This window comes from Oceanidesulfovibrio marinus (assembly GCF_013085545.1).
GTDB classification, from domain to species: domain Bacteria; phylum Desulfobacterota; class Desulfovibrionia; order Desulfovibrionales; family Desulfovibrionaceae; genus Oceanidesulfovibrio; species Oceanidesulfovibrio marinus.
Map to the genome: position 1 here is coordinate 2,872,039 of NZ_CP039543.1, position 23,360 is coordinate 2,895,398.

Annotated in this window: 19 protein-coding genes; 8 read left to right on the plus strand and 11 right to left on the minus strand. The window is 62.3% G+C overall.

The genetic code is table 11. The annotated features are described in order from the left end of the window. Positions 1 to 8: 8 nt before the first annotated feature. The 5 genes from E8L03_RS12685 to E8L03_RS12705 form a co-directional block, all read right to left on the minus strand. On the minus strand, positions 9 to 578 hold the full coding sequence (locus E8L03_RS12685) for a DJ-1/PfpI family protein (protein WP_171267544.1): 570 nt from the start codon (positions 576 to 578) through the stop codon (positions 9 to 11). A gap of 256 nt (positions 579 to 834) precedes the next feature. After that, the gene (locus E8L03_RS12690) at positions 835 to 1,755 is read right to left on the minus strand and encodes a glycine betaine ABC transporter substrate-binding protein (protein WP_171267545.1); all 921 of its coding nucleotides are present in this window, start codon (positions 1,753 to 1,755) and stop codon (positions 835 to 837) included. Positions 1,756 to 1,816: 61 nt separating this feature from the next. Then, positions 1,817 to 2,929, minus strand: coding sequence for an anaerobic sulfatase maturase (locus tag E8L03_RS12695; protein WP_171267546.1), 1,113 nt, complete (start codon positions 2,927 to 2,929; stop codon positions 1,817 to 1,819). Between the two features lie 103 nt (positions 2,930 to 3,032). Then, on the minus strand, positions 3,033 to 4,559 hold the full coding sequence (gene betC / locus E8L03_RS12700; RefSeq protein WP_171267547.1) for a choline-sulfatase: 1,527 nt from the start codon (positions 4,557 to 4,559) through the stop codon (positions 3,033 to 3,035). A 32-nt stretch (positions 4,560 to 4,591) separates the two neighbouring features. Next, entirely contained in the window at positions 4,592 to 5,329 is a 738-nt protein-coding gene (locus tag E8L03_RS12705) for an IclR family transcriptional regulator (protein ID WP_171267548.1), read from the minus strand. A gap of 179 nt (positions 5,330 to 5,508) precedes the next feature. On the opposite strand from E8L03_RS12705, the gene E8L03_RS12710 reads away from it, so the two are divergent. The 3 genes from E8L03_RS12710 (at position 5,509) to E8L03_RS12720 (ending at position 8,354) form a co-directional block, all read left to right on the plus strand. After that, positions 5,509 to 6,174 (plus strand): phosphatase PAP2 family protein, encoded by a 666-nt coding sequence (locus tag E8L03_RS12710; protein WP_171267549.1) that lies wholly within the window; start codon positions 5,509 to 5,511, stop codon positions 6,172 to 6,174. A gap of 179 nt (positions 6,175 to 6,353) precedes the next feature. Then, positions 6,354 to 7,568: a cation:proton antiporter gene (locus E8L03_RS12715; RefSeq protein WP_171267550.1), complete on the plus strand. Its 1,215-nt coding sequence runs from the start codon at positions 6,354 to 6,356 to the stop codon at positions 7,566 to 7,568. 54 nt (positions 7,569 to 7,622) lie between these two features. After that, complete coding sequence (locus E8L03_RS12720; protein WP_144306779.1) at positions 7,623 to 8,354, plus strand: YrhK family protein; 732 nt, start codon at positions 7,623 to 7,625, stop codon at positions 8,352 to 8,354. A gap of 452 nt (positions 8,355 to 8,806) precedes the next feature. Here the strand turns inward: E8L03_RS12720 and E8L03_RS12725 are convergent, their stop codons facing one another. Beyond that, complete coding sequence (locus tag E8L03_RS12725; protein ID WP_171267551.1) at positions 8,807 to 10,078, minus strand: DUF2325 domain-containing protein; 1,272 nt, start codon at positions 10,076 to 10,078, stop codon at positions 8,807 to 8,809. A gap of 400 nt (positions 10,079 to 10,478) precedes the next feature. Between E8L03_RS12725 and E8L03_RS12730 the strand changes: the two genes are divergently transcribed. Continuing rightward, on the plus strand, positions 10,479 to 11,267 hold the full coding sequence (locus E8L03_RS12730; RefSeq protein WP_144306781.1) for an HD-GYP domain-containing protein: 789 nt from the start codon (positions 10,479 to 10,481) through the stop codon (positions 11,265 to 11,267). A gap of 182 nt (positions 11,268 to 11,449) precedes the next feature. On the opposite strand, the gene eutC is transcribed toward E8L03_RS12730, so the two are convergent. From eutC to E8L03_RS12755, 5 genes are all read right to left on the minus strand, one after another. Then, a complete protein-coding gene (gene eutC, locus E8L03_RS12735; protein WP_171267552.1) occupies positions 11,450 to 12,241 on the minus strand; it encodes an ethanolamine ammonia-lyase subunit EutC in 792 nt (263 codons plus the stop codon). Positions 12,242 to 12,276: 35 nt separating this feature from the next. Then, a complete protein-coding gene (locus tag E8L03_RS12740; protein ID WP_171267553.1) occupies positions 12,277 to 13,626 on the minus strand; it encodes an ethanolamine ammonia-lyase subunit EutB in 1,350 nt (449 codons plus the stop codon). A gap of 119 nt (positions 13,627 to 13,745) precedes the next feature. Further along, positions 13,746 to 15,071: a TRAP transporter large permease gene (locus E8L03_RS12745; RefSeq protein ID WP_144306784.1), complete on the minus strand. Its 1,326-nt coding sequence runs from the start codon at positions 15,069 to 15,071 to the stop codon at positions 13,746 to 13,748. Further along, positions 15,068 to 15,535, minus strand: a complete 468-nt coding sequence (locus E8L03_RS12750) for a TRAP transporter small permease subunit (protein WP_144306840.1) — start codon at positions 15,533 to 15,535, stop codon at positions 15,068 to 15,070. The genes E8L03_RS12745 and E8L03_RS12750 overlap by 4 nt, the downstream gene beginning before the upstream one ends. A gap of 294 nt (positions 15,536 to 15,829) precedes the next feature. Then, positions 15,830 to 16,888 (minus strand): TRAP transporter substrate-binding protein, encoded by a 1,059-nt coding sequence (locus E8L03_RS12755; protein ID WP_144306785.1) that lies wholly within the window; start codon positions 16,886 to 16,888, stop codon positions 15,830 to 15,832. A gap of 683 nt (positions 16,889 to 17,571) precedes the next feature. Here E8L03_RS12755 and E8L03_RS12760 point away from each other — a divergent pair. The 4 genes from E8L03_RS12760 (at position 17,572) to E8L03_RS12775 (ending at position 23,349) form a co-directional block, all read left to right on the plus strand. After that, positions 17,572 to 19,302 carry a sigma 54-interacting transcriptional regulator gene (locus E8L03_RS12760; protein WP_244963522.1) on the plus strand — a complete coding sequence of 577 codons (1,731 nt, stop codon included), beginning with the start codon at positions 17,572 to 17,574 and terminating at the stop codon, positions 19,300 to 19,302. Positions 19,303 to 19,674: 372 nt separating this feature from the next. Next, entirely contained in the window at positions 19,675 to 20,979 is a 1,305-nt protein-coding gene (gene gabT, locus E8L03_RS12765) for a 4-aminobutyrate--2-oxoglutarate transaminase (protein ID WP_171267554.1), read from the plus strand. A 60-nt stretch (positions 20,980 to 21,039) separates the two neighbouring features. Then, positions 21,040 to 22,275 (plus strand): ABC transporter substrate-binding protein, encoded by a 1,236-nt coding sequence (locus E8L03_RS12770; protein WP_171267555.1) that lies wholly within the window; start codon positions 21,040 to 21,042, stop codon positions 22,273 to 22,275. A gap of 180 nt (positions 22,276 to 22,455) precedes the next feature. Next, positions 22,456 to 23,349: a branched-chain amino acid ABC transporter permease gene (locus tag E8L03_RS12775; RefSeq protein ID WP_144306788.1), complete on the plus strand. Its 894-nt coding sequence runs from the start codon at positions 22,456 to 22,458 to the stop codon at positions 23,347 to 23,349. The last annotated feature ends 11 nt before the right edge of the window (positions 23,350 to 23,360 follow it).

Sequence of the window (23,360 nt, forward strand, 5' to 3'; positions counted from 1 at the left end):
GCCGCTTGCTAGCGGGATTCGAGCAGGTCCACGAACTGCTTGAGCCACGCCGGATGGGCCGGCCACGCAGGCGCGGTGACGAGGTTGCCGTCGGTCACGGCCCCGTCGATGGGAATGTCCGCGTACTCGCCTTTGGCCAGCTTCACCTCGGGCGAGCATGCCGGGTAGCAGGAGACCTTGTGGCCTTCCAGCACGCCGGCCGCGGCGAGGATCTGCGGGCCGTGGCATACGGCGGCGATGGGTTTGCCGGCTGCGTCGAAGTCGCGCACGAGCTTGAGCACGGCCTCGTTCAGGCGCAGATACTCCGGCGCACGGCCGCCCGGAATGAGCAGCGCGTCATAGTCCTCGGCCTTGGCCTTGGCGAAGTCCGCGTTGATGGCGAAGTTGTGGCCGGGCTTTTCCGAGTACGTCTGGTGACCTTCGAAGTCGTGAATCGCTGTGGCCACCGTGTCGCCGGGCTTCTTGTCCGGGCAGACGGCATCTACCTGGAAACCGAACGTCTGCAAGGTCTGGAACGGCACCATGACCTCGTAATCTTCCACAAAGTCTCCGCAGATAATGAGAATTCTCTTGCTCATGACGTGACCTCCTTGTTCTTTCCGGATTGTGCGGAAAACTGCCGCCACTATACACGAGCATCACGGCGCTTGGTATTACCCGAATACTACACATGGTGGCTTTTGGGAGAAGCCATGAAAACGCGGCATCCATGCATGGGCCGGGAATTACCGCCCGATTCCTGCTGGCGCACATAAAAAAAGCGGAGCTGCGAACTCTGCCCGCAACCCCGCCTGTCCAACGCGCCCGCAGCGCATCGATCTGGTTCTGGTCATATTAGTAGGCTTCGTTGATCTTCTCCATGGCGGGCGTTCCGTCTGCAGCCTTCACGCCGTCCAGCCATTGGGCCACGGTGTCCTTGTTGGCGGAGATCCAGTCCTTGGCTACCTTGTCGACCGGGATCTCCTTCTGCCCGTAATCGCGAATCCACTCGCTCTGTGCCTGAGACGTCACCTTGATCTGCTTGAGGAAGCGGTAGATGTCCGGATCGGTGTCCTTCATGTCGCCGCGCACCACCGTATACACCTTGGAATTGCTGGCGAACTTCTCGGTGCCGGGCACGGGCGTCAGGTAGGTCATATCCATCATCAGGTTCATCCAGTGGGGTTTCCAGCAGCCGAACACGACCCACTCGCCCCTGTCCGCCTTGCCCGTGACCTCCTTGAGCATCGCCGGGGTGGTCACGCCGGTCTGCGTCCAATCGCCCAGGCCGGCCACGTCGTTCTTGATGATCTCTTCCATGTTCGTGTGCATGGCCGAGCCGGCTTCGATGTTGTACATATGATGGCCAAATTTATCCGCGTACTTGTCGAGGTCGGCAAAGCTCTTCACGCCTTCGTCGCCCACGAACTTCGGCACGCACAGGCTGATCACGGCGGTGTCGAGATTGACGGCGGCCTTCTCCACCACGCCCTTCTCCACCAGCGGCTCCAGCATGGCCGTCTGCTGCGGCATCCAGGCGCCCAGGAAGGCGTCCACCTCGCCGGACGAGAACCCACTGTAGGCGATAGACAGACCGATCTGAAGCTGCTCCGTGGGGTAGTCCAGGGTTTCGAGAATCTGCGAGGTGATCTCGGTTTTCACTTCCACACCGGGCCAGGGCGGCGTGGCAAATCGGGTCTTCTCCGCCGCATGGGCAGAGGCGCCTACAATGAACACGGCCATGATACACGCCAAACACGTGGTCAAATACTTCATGAATCCTCCTTGGTTACAATGAAGCCACCAGCTGTGGACGGATGCAGCGAGACGAACGCCTCTAGGCTGCCCGCAGCGCTATGGAACGGGCCATGCTCTGGAACCGCTCCCTGGTGGCCATGAAAAAATACTGCCAGCCATCACACAACCGGCTGCGTTTATTGAATTGCTCGCCCGTGCGGAACTTGGGGCAATCGCCCATGCAGACGCGCAAGAACTCGCACGCCGAGCAGGGCTCGGGAATTCGGGACTTGGCCTGGAAAAACGCCGCATATGCCGGCGATTCGCGCACATCGCGCAGGGACGTGTCGTGCACGTTTCCCAGCCAGTGTGCCTTATCCACGAAAAAGTCGCACGGGTAGATATCTCCGTTGTGCTCCACCACCAGGTACTGGTCGCAGCGCTCGCACAGCCGGCATTCCCCACTGCCCATCCCGGCAAGACGGGCCAGTACGGACTCGAAGTTCCGCACCGACACACCCCAGTCCGCGGCCGCGTACCACTCCTCGAACACGGCCTCCAGAAAGCGGCCCCACTCCGCCCCGGTGATGGACCAGGGCAAAGGCTCGCCCTGCTCGTCCAGCTCCACGCAGGGGATGTACTGGATGTGGCGGAAGCCCTGCTCCAGCAAATGGCGATGCACCCGCAGCGGCTCGCGCACATTGGCGGCAGAGACCAGGGTCACTGCATTCACCGGCACGCGGTACTTCTGCAGCATGCGCACGCCGCGCAGTACCCGGGAGTGGGAGGGCTTGCCCCCTGCGGTCCTGCGGCTCACGTCGTGCAGATCAGCTGGGCCGTCGATGCTACAACCGGCCAGGAAGCGGTACCGGCCCAGATGCGCGGCCAGCGCCTCGCCCACCATGGTGGCGTTGGTCTGGATGCTGTTGGCGATGTGCGCGCCACGCGGGGCCAGCTCCTGCTGCAGCGCCGTGACCCGCTTGTAGAACGGTGCGCCCATCAGCGTTGGCTCGCCCCCCTGCCAGACCATGGAGTACACGGGCTGCTCCGTCTCGAAGTACCGGGCCAGCATGGCGCGCAGGGTCTCCTCGCTCATGCGGTGCTTCCCGGACTCGGGGTACAGCGCCGCCTTGTCCAGGTAGAAGCAGTAGTCGCAGCGCAGGTTGCAGTCTGCGGACGCCGGCTTGATGAGCAGGGAAAAGGGCTGGTGCATACGATCGTTCGGCCGGCCCGGACGCCTCATGCAATGGAAGCGCCCGGCCGGCGTTGGTTCGGTCGTTTTCAGCTACAGCAGATCCACGTCGGTGCGGATTCGCTTACTTGCAGACGAGGCGCGCCCCGGCCTCCACGTCGTTCAGGTCCAGGTGGTTGCGCATGTACTGGTTCGCGGCACGGCACGGCGGGTGGTAGTCCCAAGGGGTGCGCGCTCCCTCCATGTGCGCCCGGAACACCGTGCGGCGGCGCTTCTGGCTGGCCAGCACCCGGCGCTCCACGGCTTCGACGTCGGCGTGCTCGCGTACGCGCCTCTCGAAATCGGCGGCCAGCTCCGCATGTTCAGGATCTTGGGCCAGGTTTGTCAGCTCGTGCGGATTATTCTGCAAATCAAAGAGCTGCGGCGGATCCACTGGGCAATGGATGTACTTGTAGCGAGCGCTGCGGATCATCACCATGGGCGCGATGGAGCCCTCGCCCATGTACTCGCTGATCACGGCCGGGCGGTCCGGCTCCTCTTCCCCCCGCGCCAGGGGCAGCAGGCTGCGGCCGTCCATGGTGTCCGCGGGATCGTCCAGCTCCGGCGCGCCGGCCAAGTCCAGAAGCGTGGGCAAGAGATCCACCAGGGAGACCGGCGTATCCACCGTGCCGGACATGAAGCCCGTGCCGTTCATTATAAAAGGAACGCGGGCCGAGCCTTCCAGCAGCGACATCTTGTACCACAGGCCGCGCTCGCCCAGCATGTCGCCGTGGTCGGCGGTGAGGATGATCACGGTGTTTTCCCGCAAACCTGTGTCGTCCAAGGCCTTGAGGATGCGGCCGATCTTGTCGTCCAGAAAGCTTATCTGCCCGTAGTAGGCGTGGCGTGCGTTGCGGATGTCGGCCTCGTCCATCTCGCCCTCGCCCATGCCGTAGGCCTGGCGCAGCCGCCTGCTGTGCGGGTCGCACTGCTTATACGGAATATGGCCCACGCTCGGCATGTCGATGGCGTCGTGGTCGTAACGGTCCCAATACTCCCTGGGGCAGACGTACGGGTCGTGCGGGTCGGTGAAGGAAACGGCCATACAGAACGGCCGGCAGTCCTTGCTGCGGGCCATGTCCAGGATGTGGCGCTCGGCGCGGAAGCCCACCTCGTCGTCAAAATCGATCTGGTTGGCGCGCTCGTTGTGGCCGGCCTGGGTCACGCTGTCCATGTTGTGGTACCACCAGTCGAAGCGGTGCTCCGGCCTGGTCCAGTCCGGGGTCCAGCCGTGGTCGGCCGGGTAGACGTCGGTGGTCAGCCGCTCCTCGAAGCCGTGCAGCTGGTCGGCGCCCACAAAGTGCATCTTGCCGCACAGTGCCGTGCGGTAGCCGTTCACACGCAGGTAGTGGGCGAATGTGGGGATGTCCGCCGGGAACTCGGCGCCGTTGTCCCAGGCGCCGATGCGCGAGGGGTACTGCCCGGCCATCATGGAGAACCGCGACGGCGCGCACAGCGGGCTGTTGCAGTACGCACTGGTGAAGACAACCCCACCCTCGGCGATGCTGTCCATGTGCGGGGTTTTGGTCACCTCGTTGCCGTAGCACGGCAGGGCCGAGGCGGCGAGCTGGTCGCATTGGATGATCAGAATGTTCGGCCTGTCCTGGGCCATATAGATGCTGCTCCTTTGTTGCTTGCGTTCTGCTAGGGATTCATGGCGTCTTCGATGCGCGCCTTGGCGTCCTGCAACGCGACGGCGATATGCTCCACGCCATCGGCCTGCTCCTGCCTGGCCTCCAGCACGCCGAGCCCCAGCACCATGGTGACCCGGCCCTGGTCCACCAGCGGCACAGCCATGCGGATGATGCCCGGATAGAAGAGCCCGGCATCCCGCTGGATTCCGGTCTCCCTGGCGTCTTCGATCATCCGGCGCACGTCGGCCACCTGGAGCCGCGGGCGGTGGCGCTCGCACTCGGCCTGCAGAAACACCTCGTCATCCAGCTGCTCCCGGCTAAAGAAAAAGATGGAGCCGATAACCGGAAGCTGGAGCTTGAGCCCTTTGCCCGCCGGCCACAGGGACGGTGACTCCGGCGACATGATGCTCTCCAGGCAGAACATGTGCTCGTCCGAGCAGGTGAAGAGGTTGACCGACGCCTCGAACGCATCGTGCAGCGTGGCCATTTCCTCGCGGATGAACCGGAAAGGGCCACGGCTGGAGGCTGCGGATTTGCCCCAGAAGTAGGCCTTCATGCCCAGGAGGTAGCGGCCCTCTGGCCCCTTGGCGATGACGTCCGCCTGGGACAGCTCCCGCAGAATCTTACTCACCGTGGAGGGGCTGGGCGAACCGAGCAGGGTCTGGACCTCGGAAAAGCGCAATCCCTGGGAGCTGCGGCTGATGGCGTCCACCACCAGCAACGCCCGCGTCAGAATCGAGTCACTCATGGTTACTACTCATATATATAGTTAGCTTTCTCTTTGTGTAGTATTAGGCCAGGGACGGTCTTCTTGTCAAATCCGCCCCCGGAACAAGAACTAAGGAGCAAGAACAGACTGGGGCGCAGACCCTTGCATGATGGCCACCCTCTTGCCCTCATCCCTGCGCCGGGCTATGCAAATAACCAATGACCTCCGAACGTTCCCGACTCGCACTACGCACCGCCCTGGTTGTGCTCACGACGGCTGCCCTGGTCCTGGTCATGTATACGTTTCTGGACAGACCGGCGGCGTGGTTCGCGCATGGGATGCAGCACACGCCTGTGCACGCCTGGGCCCGGGGAATCAGCTACCTGGCCGACCACACCGTATTCTTCGCGTTCACCGCCATCGGGTTCTGCGTCTGCTGCGCCAACCTCGCAGGCCGTTCCCCCCGGCCCTGGGCGCGCCATCTGCTCTTCCTCTGCCTCACAGCGCTTTTCGCCATCGCCATGGTGGAGAGCGTGAAGTTCGTTTTCGGCCGCTGCCGGCCCGAGCTCCTGTTCAAGGACCATCAGTTCGGCTTCACTTGGTTCACCCAGGCCTTTGTGCGCAACTCCTTCCCCTCCGGTCACACCACACGGATTTTCGCACTGGCCACGGGAATCGCGCTGCTGTGGCGCGGCGTGGCCGTTCCGGCCTACCTGCTGGCCGTGCTGGTGGGGGTCAGCCGTGTTTTTGCGCTGATGCACTACCCCTCGGACGTGCTGGCCGGCGCGGTGCTCGGCGTACTGGTCGCCTGCTGGACTCATCTCCTGTGGCGCGCACTTTTCGATGAGCTGCAACAACGTCCGATCCATTTTCCGCCGGCCTGAGCCCTTTTCGCCGGCCGTGTCTCGCCGTTTCCAGATGGGGCACCCGGTTTCCTGAGTTTTCCGCGCACGATGGGTCGCGTTCCATGAACCGGGTTGGCTTTTACCCGATCTTTCAGGCATGAATAAGGTCCGGGACCCATGGCGACGCGATGACGCGCCGCGGACAAAGGAAACTGCACATGTACGAGCACCTGGCCCTGGTGGCCCTGTTCATATTCTTCTACAGCCTCGTGGCCGGCCGGCTGGAGCGCACGCCCATCTCGGGACCCATCGTCTACGTCCTGTTCGGCCTGCTGCTCAGCGCGCCCTTCCTGGGGCTGCCGCCCCGCACGGTATCGGCCCATGTGCTGCGCGGCCTTGCGGAGCTGACCCTCGCCCTGGTGCTGTTTACGGACGCGGCCAATGCCGACCTGAACGTGCTCCGATCCAGCTCCAAGCTGCCCCGACGGCTCCTGCTCATCGGCCTGCCCCTGACCATTCTGCTGGGATTCCTTGGCGCTGCGGTCATCTTTCCCGGCCTGACCCTGCTGGAGGCAGCCGTGCTGGCCACCATGCTCGCGCCCACGGACGCCGCCCTGGGACAGCCGGTGGTGGAAAACGCAGCGGTGCCGGCGGACATCCGCGACGGCCTCAATGTGGAAAGCGGCCTCAACGACGGCATCTGCGTGCCCTTTCTTTTCATCTTTCTGGTCCTGTCCGTGGACACCACCGGGCACATCGCGCCGCTGGGGCTCGCGCTCAGGCTGGTGCTGGAGGAGATCGGCATCGGCGCCGTGACAGGCGCCTCGGTCACACTGCTGGGCGTTCTGGCGGTGAACATCAGCAAGAAACAGGGCTGGATCTCCGACGAGTGGTCCCAGCTCACGGGCATGGCTCTTGCCCTCTCCTGCTTCGCCACGGCGCAGTGGCTGGGCGGCAGCGGGTTCATCGCCTCGTTCACTGGCGGCCTGCTCTTCGGCTATCTGGCCCAGCCCCACAAGAAGCTGATGCTCTCCGCCGCCGTGGACGCCGGCGACATTTTCGGCGTCGTGACCTGGGTGGCCTTCGGCTATGCCGTGGTGAGCATCGCTGTGGAAGGCTTCGAGTGGCGGTATCTCATCTACGCGGTGCTGAGCCTGACGCTGTTCCGAATGCTGCCGGTGTGGCTGAGCCTCAGACACATGGACCTGAACCGCGGCTCCAGGCTCTTCATCGGCTGGTTCGGGCCACGCGGTCTGGCCAGCATCGTCTTCGCCATCATCGTTCTGGAGGAGAAGCTGCCCGGCGGCAGGACCATCCTCATGACCACGGTCTGCACCATCATCCTCAGTGTCTTCGCCCACGGCTTTACCGCCGAGCCGCTGGCCGCCATCTTCGGCGCCCGCAGGAGAGCCGCTCCCGTCAAAGAGTCCTGACGACATGCTGCGCCTGCAACGCGCCTAAACCCTCGACCTGGAGAAGCCGGACTCATGCCCCATCTGTTCATCAGCCGGCCGCGGCTCTACAACCTGGCCAGGGAAAGCAAGGAACTCCACACCCAGTTCGTCTGGGAAACCATCAACGCCTTTGTCTACAAGGCGGGCGGGCTGGTCTTCATTATCGGCAGCATCCTCTTCTTCCCGGCGCTTGAGAAGTATCAGGACATCGGCGCCTGGACCTTCTTCGTGGGCTCACTGCTTTATCTGGTCGTCACCGGCCACGACATGGCAGAGGTCCGCCTCCACTGGAAAAAGAAGAGAAGCCACAAACGGGATAGACGGCAGGAGGTCACCTCCGCCGCCAGCTACCTCTTCGGCACCATCCTCTTCACCGTGGGCAGCATCTTCTTTCTCTCCTGGGTGGGTTGGAGCACCGCAGGGGCGTGGTGCTTTGTCATCGGCAGCCTGCTCTTCGTGCTCGGCGCGTCCATAAACATCACGCGGATCGTCAAAGCCGAGGGCATGCTCACCCTGCAGCTCATGAACTACACGGCCGTCACGTTCGTGGCCGGCTCGCTGCTCTTCACCGTGGCCTCGGTGCCGTACCTGTGGCACCTGCACAACCCGGCGGACAAAACCACGCTCTACGCCTTCCTGGCGTGGCAGTACCTCATCGGCAGCGTGCTCTTCTTCACCGGGGGCGTCTTCAACTACTGGCGCATCTATGTATATATGCGCAAACGCATCCTGCGGCAGGAGGCCGCACAGAGGGCCGCGAAGTAAGCCTGCCCGCGGGACAGGGCCTCTCCCAAAATAAGGAAAGCCGCGGTCCGGATCCCCTTGCCCAGAATCCGTACCGCGGCCTCCGCTATACGACCACCCCAATATGTTCCTGAAACGGTCCTGCCTGGGACGGCCGTTTTATCGACGACCCGGCGACCCCCTGGCCCCGGCAGGAACGCTCCCTGCCGGCAACCATCGCGCCGCGCCGTCCATCCCCTCCGGCCCTCTCCGGAGGAAGACTCATCTCGATGAAAAATACTACCTGCTGGAAGCAGGCGACTCGCGCCCGCGCTCCTGCGCTGCGGTCTCTTCTCCCGCCCGCGGGGCGCTTGCCTTGGCGCATTGTTTGTTCGCATCCGAACCCATCAGCGATTTTTTAAAGAACGCTCGCAGGCAGCCGGCCGACGAAATAGAAGAGTGCATAACCATTTGAAACTCCTTGGATATGATTTTCAACAGGATGATTCAGGATTAGCACCAAGAACCGGCATCACGTACGCGCCGCGATCGCAGCTTTGCTCCGGCAGGCATGAGACGGTCTTGGCCAATGAAGATATTCCGGCCGTGCGCATCATGAAGCACGGCTTGAGCGAGCGTTTGCAGAACGACTTGACGATGGTGCATGCCTCGTGGCTGACGCAGTCCACCGGGCAGACCACGGCGTCGGCCTGGGCCAGGAAGCTTTCCAGCCGCTTGGAGGCCTCCTCCATGCCGCCGTCGTGGTGGATCAGCGTGCCGCCGCGGGATTCCACCAGCGCGCGGTATTGCGGCACAAGGCCGGTGCGGCCGCCCACATAGAGGACGCACATGCCGCAGAGGTCCGGACAGGGACAGCCGCTGCAGGACTCGGGGCAGCCGTCCGGACAGCCTCCCGGCTTTTCGAGCATCCGGGCGATCTCCCCTTCGAGCACGGCGTTTTCCGCGGCCAGCTCCCGGCGCTCCGACTCCAGATACTCCAGGCGGCGCGACTCGGCCTCCAGCAGCTTCACGGCCTCGTTACGCTCGCGCTTCGCCTCCTCCAGCTCCCGGCGAAGCGTCTCCAGCTCGTACTCGTCAAAGATATTGCCGGATGCGTTCTCCTGCGACGGCGCGGACGCCTTGTCCCCGCGCCAGCGGAGCTCGCGCCGGAGCGCAATCGCCTCGTCGGCCAGGGCGTCGCGCTCTTCACGCAACGTCGCCACGCGCTTGGCGAACACATGCTTCATCTTGGATATGGTGAACTGCAACCGCTCCTGCTCGGCCTCAAGCATGGACAGACGGCGGATGTCCGCCCGGTTGGCCGCGCCAACCAGGTGGGAGAGCATGTGCACCTCGCTGAAAACCTCGGTCCGCAGCTCTATGGTGGCATGCGCATGGGAGAGCACGGCCCAGAACGGTCCGGGGATGTCGCCGTGTTCGCGATCCTCCCGCCAGAGCGCGCGCAGGGAATCGTCCTCCTTGCATGCGTTGTAACGGCGCAGCTTGGCCGCGAACTTCTTGTCCAACTTTTTGGACACAAGCCGTGCGGCCCGCGTGGGCTCCTTGCAGCTTGAGACGAAGTAGCTGTGGATATCGAACTCCGAGACGCCCTCCGGAAAATCCACGTTGGCCTGGCGGGCAATCTTACGGAGCTCGCCGATGGTCAGACATGTACCGATGATCGGGCACTGCAGATCGACAAGCTCCCAGACGCGTTTGCGCTTGGGTGCTGTCTCGGTGAGATTTTTTTGCGTGTCCATCAGCATGGTGGAAACTCTCCTGGTACGTATTGGGTTCGCGGGGCGGCGTGGACGGTTTTTTGCGCTACCGGATGAGGTCTCGAACAATCCATGGCCCGAATGACGGGGTGTGACGGGATTTGTTATGTGAGACAGCCGCCCCGAGCGGCGTAGGCGTCGGCGGATGAGTGCCGCGCTGTGTGGAAGAGATATAAATGGGATTGAGAATCATTGTCAATCTCTTTTCGTATTTTTCTTCTCTTTTTTAAGATCGGGGTCCCCTGCCCTGGGTAATTTTTCATATCACTCCTTCTTGACTGTGATAATCATTTTCAACTAGACATGGCCGTGAGGGCCGTTACAACGCGCTTCGCGGCACCATGAACTCCGGAGAGAAAACAGTGACACATGTTCAGGCAGGCTCGTGATGGGCTATATCTTGACACTGAATCAACAAGAACCCGCAGGCGCCCAGGCGCCAGCCCTGAAGACCGGCCGGACCGTGTCGCAACGCGTGATTACGCCGCCGTGCAGCCCGCTCTGCCGGTCCATCCACCAATTTGCGGAGTCCCTGGGCAACGCCATGGACGCCAAGGACCACTGCACCAAAGACCACTCTGAGCAGGTCGCGGTCGTGGCCTACGGCTTGGCTCTGGAGCTCGGCTTCTCGCCCAAACGGGCCGGGGCCATCCACATTGCCGGCCACCTGCACGACATCGGCAAGATCGGTCTGCCGGATAGTATCTTGAGCAAGCCCGGCAAGCTGGACGAGCACGAGTGGGCCGAGGTGCGGCGGCATCCGGTCATCGGCGCGCAGATCGTCGCCCCGGTGGCGGCGCTCAACGGCGCGTCCGGCATCGCCGGCATGATTCTGCACCACCACGAACGCTGGGACGGCCGGGGCTACCCGGATGGTCTGGACGGCCGGGACATTCCAGCCGGCGCACGCGTGCTCGCCGTTGCCGACTCGCTTTCGGCCATGGTGCAGGACAGGCCCTACCGGCCCGGCATGTCCATGGCCGACGCCCTTGAGGAGCTCTGGCATGCATCAGGCACCCAGCTCGACCCCAGCATGGTGGCGGCGTTTCTCGACATGGCCGACCGGGCCTTCCGTCCGGCAATGCCCAGAAACGCCGCCGAAGCCATCGCCCTGCTTTCGCGCCTGCACGGGGCCCCGCCCGATGCACCGGACTCGATCTACGTGCCGCACTTGTGATGCCCGGCATCGTGGCTACGCGCCCCATTCCTGAGAACTCCGTCCAGAATACTAGACACAAAAGTCAACGGCACAGACATGAAAGTCTGTGCCCCGTGTTCAATTGTGTCCAGAAAAATAGACAAGAATCCGTGCCTCAGGCCCCCAGGGTTCGCGACGCCGCCGCGCGACCGGTTGCGGCGTCAGCCCTTCAGCGCCGGCTGGATACCGCTGTACGGCAGGTAGTCCTGCGCCATCTTGTCCTTGAGCGCCACGCCCGATGTCTGCATGTGGAACGCCGTTTCCACCAGATAGGCCAGCTTCTGCACGGCGGCGTCGACAGTCATGCCGCCGGTGCGCACGTTGGAGATGCAGTTGCGCGACTCGTCCGTTGCGCCCGGCTTTGGCGCGTAGGTCATGTAAATGCCCATGGAGTTGGGCGAGCTCAGGCCCGGCCGTTCACCGATGAGGATGACCGAAAGCCTGGCCTTCAGAATGGCCGCGATCTCGTCGGCAATGGCCACACGGCCGTTCTCCACCAGGCAGACCGGGGTCACGCGCAGCCCCACGTTGCGGCTGAGAATCAGGAAGGACTCCAGAAACGAGGCCGCATTCTCGTGGATGGCGCGGGAGGAGAGGCCGTCGCTGACCACGATACAGAGATCATACCCCTTGCTTTGCGATTCCAGACGCCTACGTGAATCGTCACTGAGCTTCCGCCCCTTGTCCGGCCGGGTGAGGTACTCGCTGCGGTCCTCCACGCTGCTTGCAAGCCGCAGACAGCTCCCCCCCAGAGCCTCGATCTCTCCGGCCAGCTCGTCAATATTGAAAGGGCTCCACACCGCATCCCGTGCCTGGGCGTGGGCCAGCTTGAAGGAAAGACTTTCCGAAAGCGGCAGGCTGCAGCCACAACGGCCCAGGCTGATCCGCGCATCCGTGAACCGCTTGAGCTCGCTCCACATGTCCGGCGTGACGTGCGATTGTTTCTTGGCCATGCTTTATATCCTAAATATTCTGGTCTCTTAGCGCGTCAGTCAGTCGGCAGGTTCTCGGGCAGGGCCAGCAGCGTGTTGCCGCCCTCGATGGGCCGCAGGTTGCCCGTGGGGTCCAGCACGCCCGCTCGCTCCAGCCACTCGGCAAACTCCGGCGCCGGCTTCTTGCCCAGAAGCTTACGCAGATACGCCGCATCGTGGAACGATGTGGACTGGTAGTTGAGCATGATGTCGTCTGCACCGGGAATGCCCATGACATAATTGCAGCCGGCCGTCCCGAGCAGGGTCAAGAGCGCGTCCATGTCGTCCTGGTCGGCCTCGGCGTGGTTCGTGTAGCAGACGTCCACACCCATGGGCAGCCCCAGGAGCTTGCCGCAGAAATGGTCCTCCAGGCCGGCGCGTATGATCTGTTTACCATTGAATAGGTACTCCGGTCCGATGAAGCCGACAACCGTATTCACCAGCAATGGCTTGAACTTTCTGGCCACGGCGTAGGTGCGGGCCTCGATGGTCTGCTGGTCCACGCCGCCGTGGGCGTTGGCCGAGAGCGCACTGCCCTGCCCTGTCTCGAAGTACATAACGTTTTCGCCAACAGTACCGCGATGTTGCGAGAGCGTGGCCTCGTACGCTTCCTGGAGCATGGCCAGGGAGATGCCGAAGCTGGTGTTGCCCTTCTCCGTGCCGGCAATGGACTGGAAGCAGAGGTCCACGGGCACGCCTTGCGCGATGGCCTCCATGGTGGTGGTCACGTGTGTCAGTACGCAGCTTTGCGTTGGGATTTCATGTCGTTGGATGATCATGTCGAGCATCCACAACAGCCGCGAGATGTTCTCCAGGTTGTCCGTGGCCGGGTTGATGCCGATGACCGCGTCGCCGCAGCCGTAGCACAAACCGTCCAGGGTGGAGGCGGCGATGCCTTCCAGGTCGTCGGTGGGGTGGTTGGGCTGCAGCCGCACCGAGAAATGGCCGGGCAGGCCGATGGTGTTGCGGAAGCGCGTAACCACCTCGCACTTGGAAGCCACGAGAATGAGATCCTGAAGCCGCATCAGCTTGGAGACAGCAGCGACCATCTCCGGAGTCAGGCCAGGGGCCAGCGCCTGCAGCGCTGCCGTATCGGCCGCGTCCGTGAGCAGCCAGTCCCGCATGTCGCCCACGGTGAAGCTGCTCACCGGGGCAAAGGCTTCGGCGTCATGGCCGTCGATAATCAGCCTTGTGACCTCGTCCTTTTCGTACGGGATCACGCATTCGTTCAGAAATTTCTTGAGTGGCACGTCCGCGAGCTTCATCTGCGCTTGAACGCGCTCTTCCTCAGACGACGCGGCTATGCCGGCCAGCACGTCGCCCGATCGCAGCGGCGTGGCCTTGGCCATCAGTTCGCGCAGGGTCATCGTTCCTTTCTCCGGTTGGGCTTGTGTCGTGTAGTTTGCGCTCTATGCCGGGACGTACGCCGGAGGCGTCCGCACCCACCGTACTTCAGCGGGCGCGGAGCATCCAACGAAGCTGTCCACTAACCGCCGAAGTACAGCTGCGGCAGGTACAGGGCGATCTGCGGGAACGCCATGACGAGGCCGAGGCCGATAACCATGAGGATAACGAACGGAACGATGGAGCCGTAGATGTCCACCAGCGTCACCTCCTTGGGGGCCATGGCCTTCATGAGGAACAGATTGTAGCCGAACGGCGGGGTCATGTACGCGATCTGGCAGGTAACCGTGTACAGCACGCCGTACCAGACCGGGTTGAAGCCCAGCTCGATGATCAGCGGGATGTACAGTGGCGCCACGATGACGAGCATGGCCGTATCATCCAGGAACATGCCCATGATGATGTAGGAGACCTGCATCATGATGAGAACGCCCCAGGGGCTGAGGCCCCACTCGTCCAGGAAGAGTATCTCGATGGCGTGCACGGCGCCCAGGCCGTCGAATACCGCGCCGAAGCACAGGGCCGCCAGAATGATCCACATGAACATGCAGCTCACGGACAGCGTCTTGTGCAGGGCCGAATCGAGCACCTTGAAGCTCAGCCGCCGGTTGGCGAGGGCGGCCAGGGTCGCGGCTCCCGCGCCCACAGCCGAGCTTTCCACCAGGCTGGTCACGCCCATCATGAACAAGCCGGTCACGGTGAAGACGATGATCAGCGGCAGCACGCCGGCGCGCAGGAGCCGCATCTTCTCGCTCCAGGTGATCTGCGCGCGTTCCTCGGCGCTCAGGGCCGGGCCCAGATCCTTCTGGATGAAGCAGCGGATGACGATGTAGCCGATGAAGAGCACGGCGAAGAGCAGGCCGGGCAAAACGCCGGCCAGCCAGAGCTGGCTCACGGGCTGTCTGGCGATCATGCCGTAGAGCACGAGCACGATGCTGGGCGGCACCATGATGCCGAGCGAGCTGCCGGCCTGGATGACGCCCGTGACCATCTTCTTGTCGTAGCCACGTTTGAGCATCTCCGGCAGCGCGATACTTGTGCCGATGGCCATTCCCGCTACGCTCAGGCCGTTCATGGCCGAGATGGCCACCATGAGCACGACCGTGCCTATGGCCAGGCCGCCGCGTAGCGGTCCCATCCACACGTGCAACATTTTATAGAGATCGTCCGCGATTCCTGATTCCGAAAGTATGTAGCCCATGAAGATGAACAGGGGCAGCGTGAGCATGGGGAACCAGTTGAGCAGCACGATGCTTGCGTTGAAGGGCATCTCCGCGCCGCCGTCGCCCCACAGGAAGAGGGATGCGACCGCGCCGACAAAGCCCACCACTCCGAAGACCCGCTGACCTGTCAGCAGCAGAAGCAGCAGGCTGGAGAACATCAAAAGGGCGATCATTTCGTGGCTCATGGCAGGTAATCTCCAAACGTTTCAGCCACATCAATACCCTTTGCTCTGCAGATGTCCTTGATGGAGCGTGATATGGTCTGCAACAGCATCAGGACGATGCCGATGACCATGATGATCTTGATGGGGGCCAGCGGCGGCGCCCAGGCCGAGTAGTTGGTCTGGCCGTACTCGATGGAGTACACCGTGCTGGAAATGCTGCCGTACAGCAGGACGAGCAGATAGACGATGAGCAGAATGTTGGTGAACGAATCAACGATTGCTCGGGTTCTTTCGGACCACCTGGTATAGAGCACGTCCATGCGGACATGGCCTCTGAGGATAAGTGAATAACCACCGCCCAGCAGGTAGTAGGCCGCCATGGTGAACTGTGCCATTTCCACGGCCCAGATGACCGGCGAGTTGAAAATCGTCCGCGACAACGAGGCGTACAGAAGTATCGCCATCATCACGAACACCAGATACATGACCAGCTTACCGATCCTGCGGTTCACCGCGTCTACGTATCGTACGAAAGTCACAATTGATTTAAACAAGATCCACCTCTTCGGGCAGTATTGGCCGGATTACACTCCCGGAACCCGGTTAACGTAGTAGACACACGCCCGAGCCCGTGCTGCATTTCCCCGCGGACACCTTCCTGCGGCCCTCTTCGCTGACGTCGCCGGCCGGCAAGAGCAGCCTTCCCCGGCCCATGCGGCGCACGGAACCGGGGAAGGAACGGTGTCAAAGCGCGGTGGAAACAAACCCGCGGCAGAGTGTTAGTCGGCGTAACGGTACGGCTTGCCAGCCTTTTTCATGGTATCGGTGTACTTCTTGAGGATCTCGACCACCTTGGCGTTGCGGGGGCTCTTGGCCGCGATCTCATCCCAGTACTTGACGGCCTCGGCCTCCACCTTGTCCCACTCGTGCTCGGGAATGGTGGTGAGCTTGAGCTTGCCGCCGTTGACGCGGTAGTGCGCCTCGCCCCACCAGTACCAGCTCATGCGGTTGTAGTTGGAGCTGTCCATGGTGACCTTGAAGAGCGCTTTGAGATGCTCGGGCACGGCTTCCCACTTCTCGGAGTTGGCGAAGTACGAGCCGATCCAGGCGCCGGAGATGTTGTTGGTCAGGTAGTACTCGGTCACGTCGGCCCAACCCACGGTGTAGTCCTCGGTGATGCCGGACCAGGCAATGCCGTCCAGCTCGCCGGTCTGCAGGGCCACTTCCACGTCCTCCCACGGCAGAGTCACCGGCACCACGCCGAAGCGCTGCAGGAACTTGCCGCCGGTGGGGAAGGTAAAGACGCGCTTGCCCTTGAGGTCTTCCAGGGAGTTGATGGGGGACTTGGTGGCGAAGTTGCAGGGGTCCCAGGGGCCGGAGCCGAGCCAGGTCACGCCATCCACCTCGTTGTAGGCCTCTTCCCAGATCTCGTTGAGCCCGTACTGATTGAACAGGGTGGGCACGTCCAGGGAGTAGCGGGTGGCAAAGGGGAAGTAGGCGGCGAAGACGGAGACATCCACAGGAGCGGCAATGGAGTCGTCATCGCTCTGCACGGCGTCGATGGTGCCCTTCTGCATGGCGCGGAACAGCTCGGGGGTGGGGACGAGTTGGTCGGCGTTGTACAGCTCGATGACCATGTCGCCGTTGGCGATCTTGTTGAAGGCCTCGATCTGAGGCTTGATCACGTGCTCGGCAAGAGCCGGGCCAGCATAGGTCTGCAGGCGCCAGCGGATGGGTGTTTTCTTGGCAGCGTGAACAAAAGGCGCTGCGATGGTGGTCGTTGCAGCGGCGGCGGTTGCGCCCACACTGGCTTTTTTGATGAAGTCTCTACGTTTCATTGCAATCCACTCCTTCTCTTCATTAAAAAGTTAACGAAATTGAAACCACTCTGATTCTGTTTTTCCCAATCTTGGAAATTATTTTTTGGCGGTTTAACTCGATTCTCCCCGGCACTTTCATTTTTGCCGAACTTGCGGCATTTACATTTGATTTACCACAATTACAGTTAGTTATGCGCAAAAACACCCACGCGCACCAACAGAACACAAGCCCGAGCAAGAAGCGTTCCCAAAAAACGTCAATTTTATTTTGTCATTGAATTCGTTTTGTTATAGATTTTTGGCAGGATCAGAGATTTAATCTTGTTCAAATTTTTTACAAATTTGTTATTCAGATCTTAAACTAAATTACATTTGCGTAATAATAATTCTTGGCGTCTGCGCAGAATTGTCAACTCCGCATCGCTGCGCTGGAGACCCCTCTGTTCCACCGCGCCGGACGGCACGGGACAGCGAACGCCGCCGGCGCGTTCCGGCGGCGTCAGGCGCAATAAATTGCGCTATGATTCAGGACTGATAGGCCTAATCAACCTGCAAGAGGGGTACGCTGGGGGATGGCGTTCGGGCCTTGAGGCCCTGCCGGCGCGTGGCTCCTGCCCGGCATTGCGCCAGGAGGCGTTGACGGAAGCCGCGCGACTCCATAGCGTACTCCGGACGGGCGCCCTGCCCGCCACGGAGCCGCCATGTCAGTCCCGAACCAGTACCTGCACATCCTGGACAGCGTCAGCTACGCTATTGTCACCATGGATCTCGACTGCCGCGTGACCTACCTCAACGAGCGCGCCAAGATCTTTCTCACAGGCCGCGGCCGCGACCACTACCGTGTGGGCATCGAGGCGGAATCCATCCTGCCCCTGGCCGCGCCGCAGGCCAGGAAAGCCATGCAGACAGAGGAGTTCCGGCACGGCGACGGCCGCATCGTGGATCGGGGCGAGGAGCTGTTCTTCGAGATCACGCCGCTCATGGCGGACGGCGTATTGGCCGGCGCCGTGGTCAGCCTGCAGCGGCCGGAACGATTCGAGGAACTGGCCACCAAACTGGATTCCCACCGCCGGCTTTCCAAGCAGCTCCAGACGATCTTCGACGCCTCCAGCGACGGCATCTGGGTCTGCGACGGCGACGGCATCGTCATCAGCATCAACCGCGCCTCGGAGCAGATCAACGGCATCCGCGCCGAGGCCGTAATCGGCCGCAACGTGGAGACCATCGTGCTCAGCGGCATGGTGGATCGCTCGGTTACGGTGGAGGTGCTGCGCTGCAAGGAGCAGGTCTCCATCATGCAGCACATCAAGCGCACGGAAAAAGAGCTGCTGGTCACAGGCACGCCGGCCTTTGACGAGAAGGGCGAGATCAACCTGGTGGTGGTCAACGAGCGCGACGTGACGGACCTCAATCGGCTCAAATCGAATCTGGAGAGCATGACCCGGGCCAAGGAAAAGGCCCAGGACGAGCTCACCGGCTTCATGATGCTGGAGCTGGACCAGGCCGGCATCGTTGCCGAGAGCAAGGCCATGCGCAAGCTCCTGACCACGGCCATGAAGCTGGCGCAGCTCGACGCCTCGGGCATCCTGCTGCTGGGCGAGTCCGGCACGGGCAAGAGTCTGGCCGCCAAGTTCATACACAAGAACAGCCCCCGCCGGGACAAGCCGTTCATCAGCATCAACTGCGCGGCCCTGCCGGAGTCGCTGTTCGAGGCCGAGCTCTTCGGCCACGAAAAAGGCGCCTTCACCGGCGCTTCGGAGCGCGGCAAGATCGGGCTCATCGGCCTGGCCGGCGACGGCACTCTGTTTCTGGACGAGGTGGGCGAGCTGCCCCTGTCCGTGCAGGCCAAGCTGCTCAAGTGCCTGGACGAGAACGAGTACCTGCCCGTGGGCGGCCGCACGCCCAAGAAGATGCAGTGCTCCATCATCGCGGCCACCAACCGCGACCTGGAGCTCATGGTCCGGAAAAACAGGTTCCGCCAGGACCTCTTCTACAGGCTGAACACCTTCGTGCTCTCCATCCCGCCGCTGCGTGAGCGCATGGAAGACCTCTTCGAGCTCACCAGCCACTACCTCACCGTGTATAATGAGAAGTTCGGCCAGACCAAACGGTTCACAACCCGCACCCTGGACATCTTCCAGGCTTACCCGTTCCCCGGCAACGTCCGCGAGCTGGTGAACATCATCAAGAAAGGCGTGGCCTTACACGACGGCGACGTGCTCGATGAGTTCTTCGAGGACGCTCTGCACTCGCCGTCAGGCGACTCGCCCAGCCGGGAGCTGAGCCTGTCGCAGGAGCTGGACCGGGCCGAACGCCTGGCCCTGCAACGGGCCGTGGCCGCCTGCAGCACCACCCGACAGGTGGCTGCATTGCTCGGCACCAGCCAGCCCACCGTAGTGCGTAAACTCAAGAAGCACGGCCTCTCGCTTTAGCCGTTTTGATTCATATCTGAATCGAAGCGTATAAACGCTTCATCCCCGATATCCACCGCCTGCAAGGCGATACAGCCATATTCGACGGGGTATCTGGCATGGTTATCCAGCCAGCGCTCTCTCCGCGCCTGTTTTGATTTATAAAAGAATCAAAGGTGTTTCTCTTATATTTCAGTATATTAACTTTTTTGTTCGATTCAATATCGTATCAGCAATAAATATGCCTTTACTGCCACCATTCTACAACACCCTGCCATTCCATCTTTTTTTATCCAGGCATGCGTTTTGCTGTAACCCTATGCCGCTCCACGCAGCAGGCTATGGCATTGCTTCAACCAAATTTCCTGGAATTTTCAATAAAGGACCGCACTCATGCCCCAAACCAATGCAGCTCTATTTGAACGACGCAAAAAAGCCGTTGCCAAGGGAGTCTCCAACATCGGCCCCATCTTCGTAGACCACGCCGAAGGCGCGGCCTTCGTCGACATGGACGGCCGTGAGTTCATCGATTTCGCCGGCGGCATCGGCGTCGTCAACGTAGGCCACTGCAACACCAAGGTTGTCGACGCCATCAAGGAACAGGCCGACAAGCTGCTGCACTCCTGCTTCCATATTGCCATGTACGAAGGGTACGTGGCCCTGGCCGAAAAGCTGGTCGAGATCTCCCCCGGCGACTTCGAAAAGCGCGCCGCCTTCTTCAACAGCGGCGCCGAGGCCGTGGAGAACGCCGTGAAGATCTCCCGCTGCGCCAGCGGCAAGCCCGGCGTCATTGTCTTCGAGAACAGCTTCCACGGCCGCACCCTGCTGACCATGACCATGACCAGCAAGGTCAAGCCCTACAAGTTCAACTTCGGCCCGTACGCGCCGGAGGTCTACCGCATGATCTCCGCCTACTGCTACCGCTGCCCGCTGGGCAAGGAGTACCCCGCCTGCGAGTGCGCCTGCGCCGACAAGCTCAAGGACTTCTTCATCAGCAACGCCGCGGCCGAGAACATCGCCTGCCTCATCGCCGAGCCCATCCTCGGCGAGGGCGGTTTCATCACCCCGCCGCCCGAGTACTTCCCCAAGCTGCAGCAGATATGCAAGGATAACGACATCATTTTCGTGGTCGACGAGGTCCAGGCCGGCATGGGCCGCACCGGCACCATGTTCGCCATGGAGCACTGGGGCGTGGCCGCGGACCTGACCACAGTGGCCAAGAGCATGGGCGGCGGCATGCCCATCTCCGGCGTGGTGGGCCGCGCCGACATCATGGATGCGCCGCATCCCGGCGGTCTGGGCGGCACATACGGCGGCAACCCAGTGAGCTGCGCCGCCTCCCTGGCCGCCATCGACGCCCTGCAGAACGACGGCCTGCTGGACCGGGCCAAGGAGCTGGGCGCGGACCTGCGCAGCCGCTTCGAAGCGCTGCAGAAGAAGCACCCCATCATCGGCGACATCCGCGGCAAGGGCCCCATGCTGGCCCTGGAGATGGTGGAGGACCCGACCACCAAGGAGCCGGCAACGGCCAAGACCAAGGCGCTCACCGCCTACTGCCTGGAGCACGGCCTGATCCTGCTGTCCTGCGGCAACTACGGCAACGTCATCCGCACACTCATGCCGCTGGTCATCACCGAGGAGCAGCTGGACAAGGGCATGGCCATTCTGGACGCCGGCCTGACCGCCGTGTGCGCATAGGTTTGAATCGCATTGTCGAATGAGTAATACGTGGAAGGAAACCCGAAAATGGAGAAGGTAATGAAAAAACTGACAATGATCGTGACTATGTGTGCGATGGTCCTCGCCATGCACCTCGGGCTCGGCACCGCGCACGCCGAGACCGTGGTCAAGGTGGGCAACATCCTCCCGCTTTCCGGTCCCTCGGCTTCCGTGGGCCAGCAGGGCAAGCAGGCCCGTGAAATGGCCATCGAGGAGATCAACGAGGCCGGCGGCATCAAGTCCCTCGGCGGAGCCAAGATCGAGCTTCTGTACGCCGACTCCAAGTCCGACCCCAACGTGGGCGTGACCGAGGCCGAGCGCTTCATCAACACGGAAAAGGTCAACGTCATCACCGGCGCCTGGAACTCCGGCGTGACCTACCCCTCCACCGCGGTGGCCGAGCGCTACGGCGTTCCCTACATCGTTCCCGTGTCCGTGCGCGACACCATCACGGAGCGCGGCTTCAAGTACGTCTTCCGCATCGCGGCCAAGGACTCCTGGTGGACCCGCGACCAGTTCGCCTTCCTGGACGACATGCAGAAGGAGTTCGGCGACGAGCTGAAGACCGTGGCCTTTGTGTATGAGAACGGCGACTGGGGCACCGGCTTCGCCGCCCAGTGGGTGGAGCTGGCCAAGGAGCATGGCTACGAGGTGGTTCTGAACGAGCCCTACCCCTCCTCCGCCACGGACCTCACCCCCGTGGTCAACAAGATCCGCCGCGCCCGCCCTGACGTGCTGATGCTCGTCTCCAACGCGGCAGACGCCATCCTGCTGACCAACACCCTGGCCGACTACAAGGTCAGCCCCAAGGTCATCATCGGCTCCGGCGGCGGCCACGCCGACCCCACCTTCCTCAGCGCCACCGGCGACAACGCCAAGTATGTCTTCGACATCGTGGAGTGGGAAGCCGACGTGAACAAGCCCGGCGCCAAGGAAGTGAACGCCAAGTACAAGGAGCGCTACGGCACCAACATGACCGGCGAGGCCGTGGACGCCTATGTGGCCATGTACGTGATGGCCGATGCGCTGGAGCGCGCCGGCTCTCTGGAGCCCACGGCCATCCGTGACGCCCTGGCCGCCACCGAGTACTCGGGCGAGGGCCTGATCACGACCTACGACTCCGTCAAGTTCGACGAGACCGGCCAGAACGAGAACGCCGCCCTTGCCGTTGTGCAGATCAACGACATCGGCAACGGCCTGGAGCGCATCACCGTGTGGCCCAAGAACGCACGCCGTGAAGGCTACACCCCGGTGTTCCCCATGCCCCAGAAGTAGACGAACAGACCAGAGCCGCGGGCGGGCAACGCCGTCCGCCCGTGGCTTTTTCGACAAAGCGATACACGAATTACGCATCGACACGGCGCCGCATCAGAGCCATCCTGCAAACAAGCTCTGTAGGCGGCGCGACCGAGAACTTCTCATGAACGCATTACACAGCGAATCCCGGAGACGGTGATGGATTTTGTCTTCCTCCTCCAAGACGTAATCAACGGCGTGCTCATGGGGTCCATTTACGGACTGGTGGCGCTCGGCCTCACGCTCGTCTTCGGCGTGCTCAAGGTTATCAACTTCGCCCACGGCTCCTTCATCATGGTGGGCATGTTCGTGGCGTACTGGGCCGTGGCGCTCACCGGGCTGCACCCGTATGTGGCGCTGCTGCTGGTCGTTCCCGCCATGTTCTTCTTCGGCTACGCCTCGCAGCACTGGCTCATCCGGCCCATCTTCAAGGCGGAGCGCGACGTCCGCGAACCCACCACCGTGATCATCGTCACCACGGGCATGTGGTACGTGCTGGACAACCTCGCGCTGCTGCTCTTCGGCCCGGACTACCGCGCCCTCACCCCCAACCCGCTCAAGGGCCAAATGCTGGAGCTCGGCCAGATCTTCATCTCCGTGCCCAAGCTCTACGGCGCTGTCGCCACATTCGCCACCTGCGCCGGCCTCTACTGGTTCATGCAAAAGACGCGCACCGGCCGCGCCATCCGCGCCGTGAGCCTGGACCGCGACGCCGCCAGTTTGATGGGCATCAACCAATGGAAGATATTCAACATCGCCTTCGGCATCGGTACCGCCATCGCCGGCATCGCCGGCGTGGTGCTCACGCCTTTCTACAATGTCTATCCCAGCGTGGGCGTACCCTTTGACGTCAAGTCGTTCGTCATCGTGGTTCTGGGCGGACTGGGCAGCATCCCCGGAGCCCTTGTGGGCGGCATCATCGTCGGGCTCATCGAATCGCTGGGCCCCATGTACATGACCGCCACCTGGACCGAGGCCATTGTGTACGGCCTCTTCTTGATGGTGCTCTTCTTCAAACCTTCCGGCCTGTTCGGCCAGAAGCACGATTGGTAAGCCCAATACGA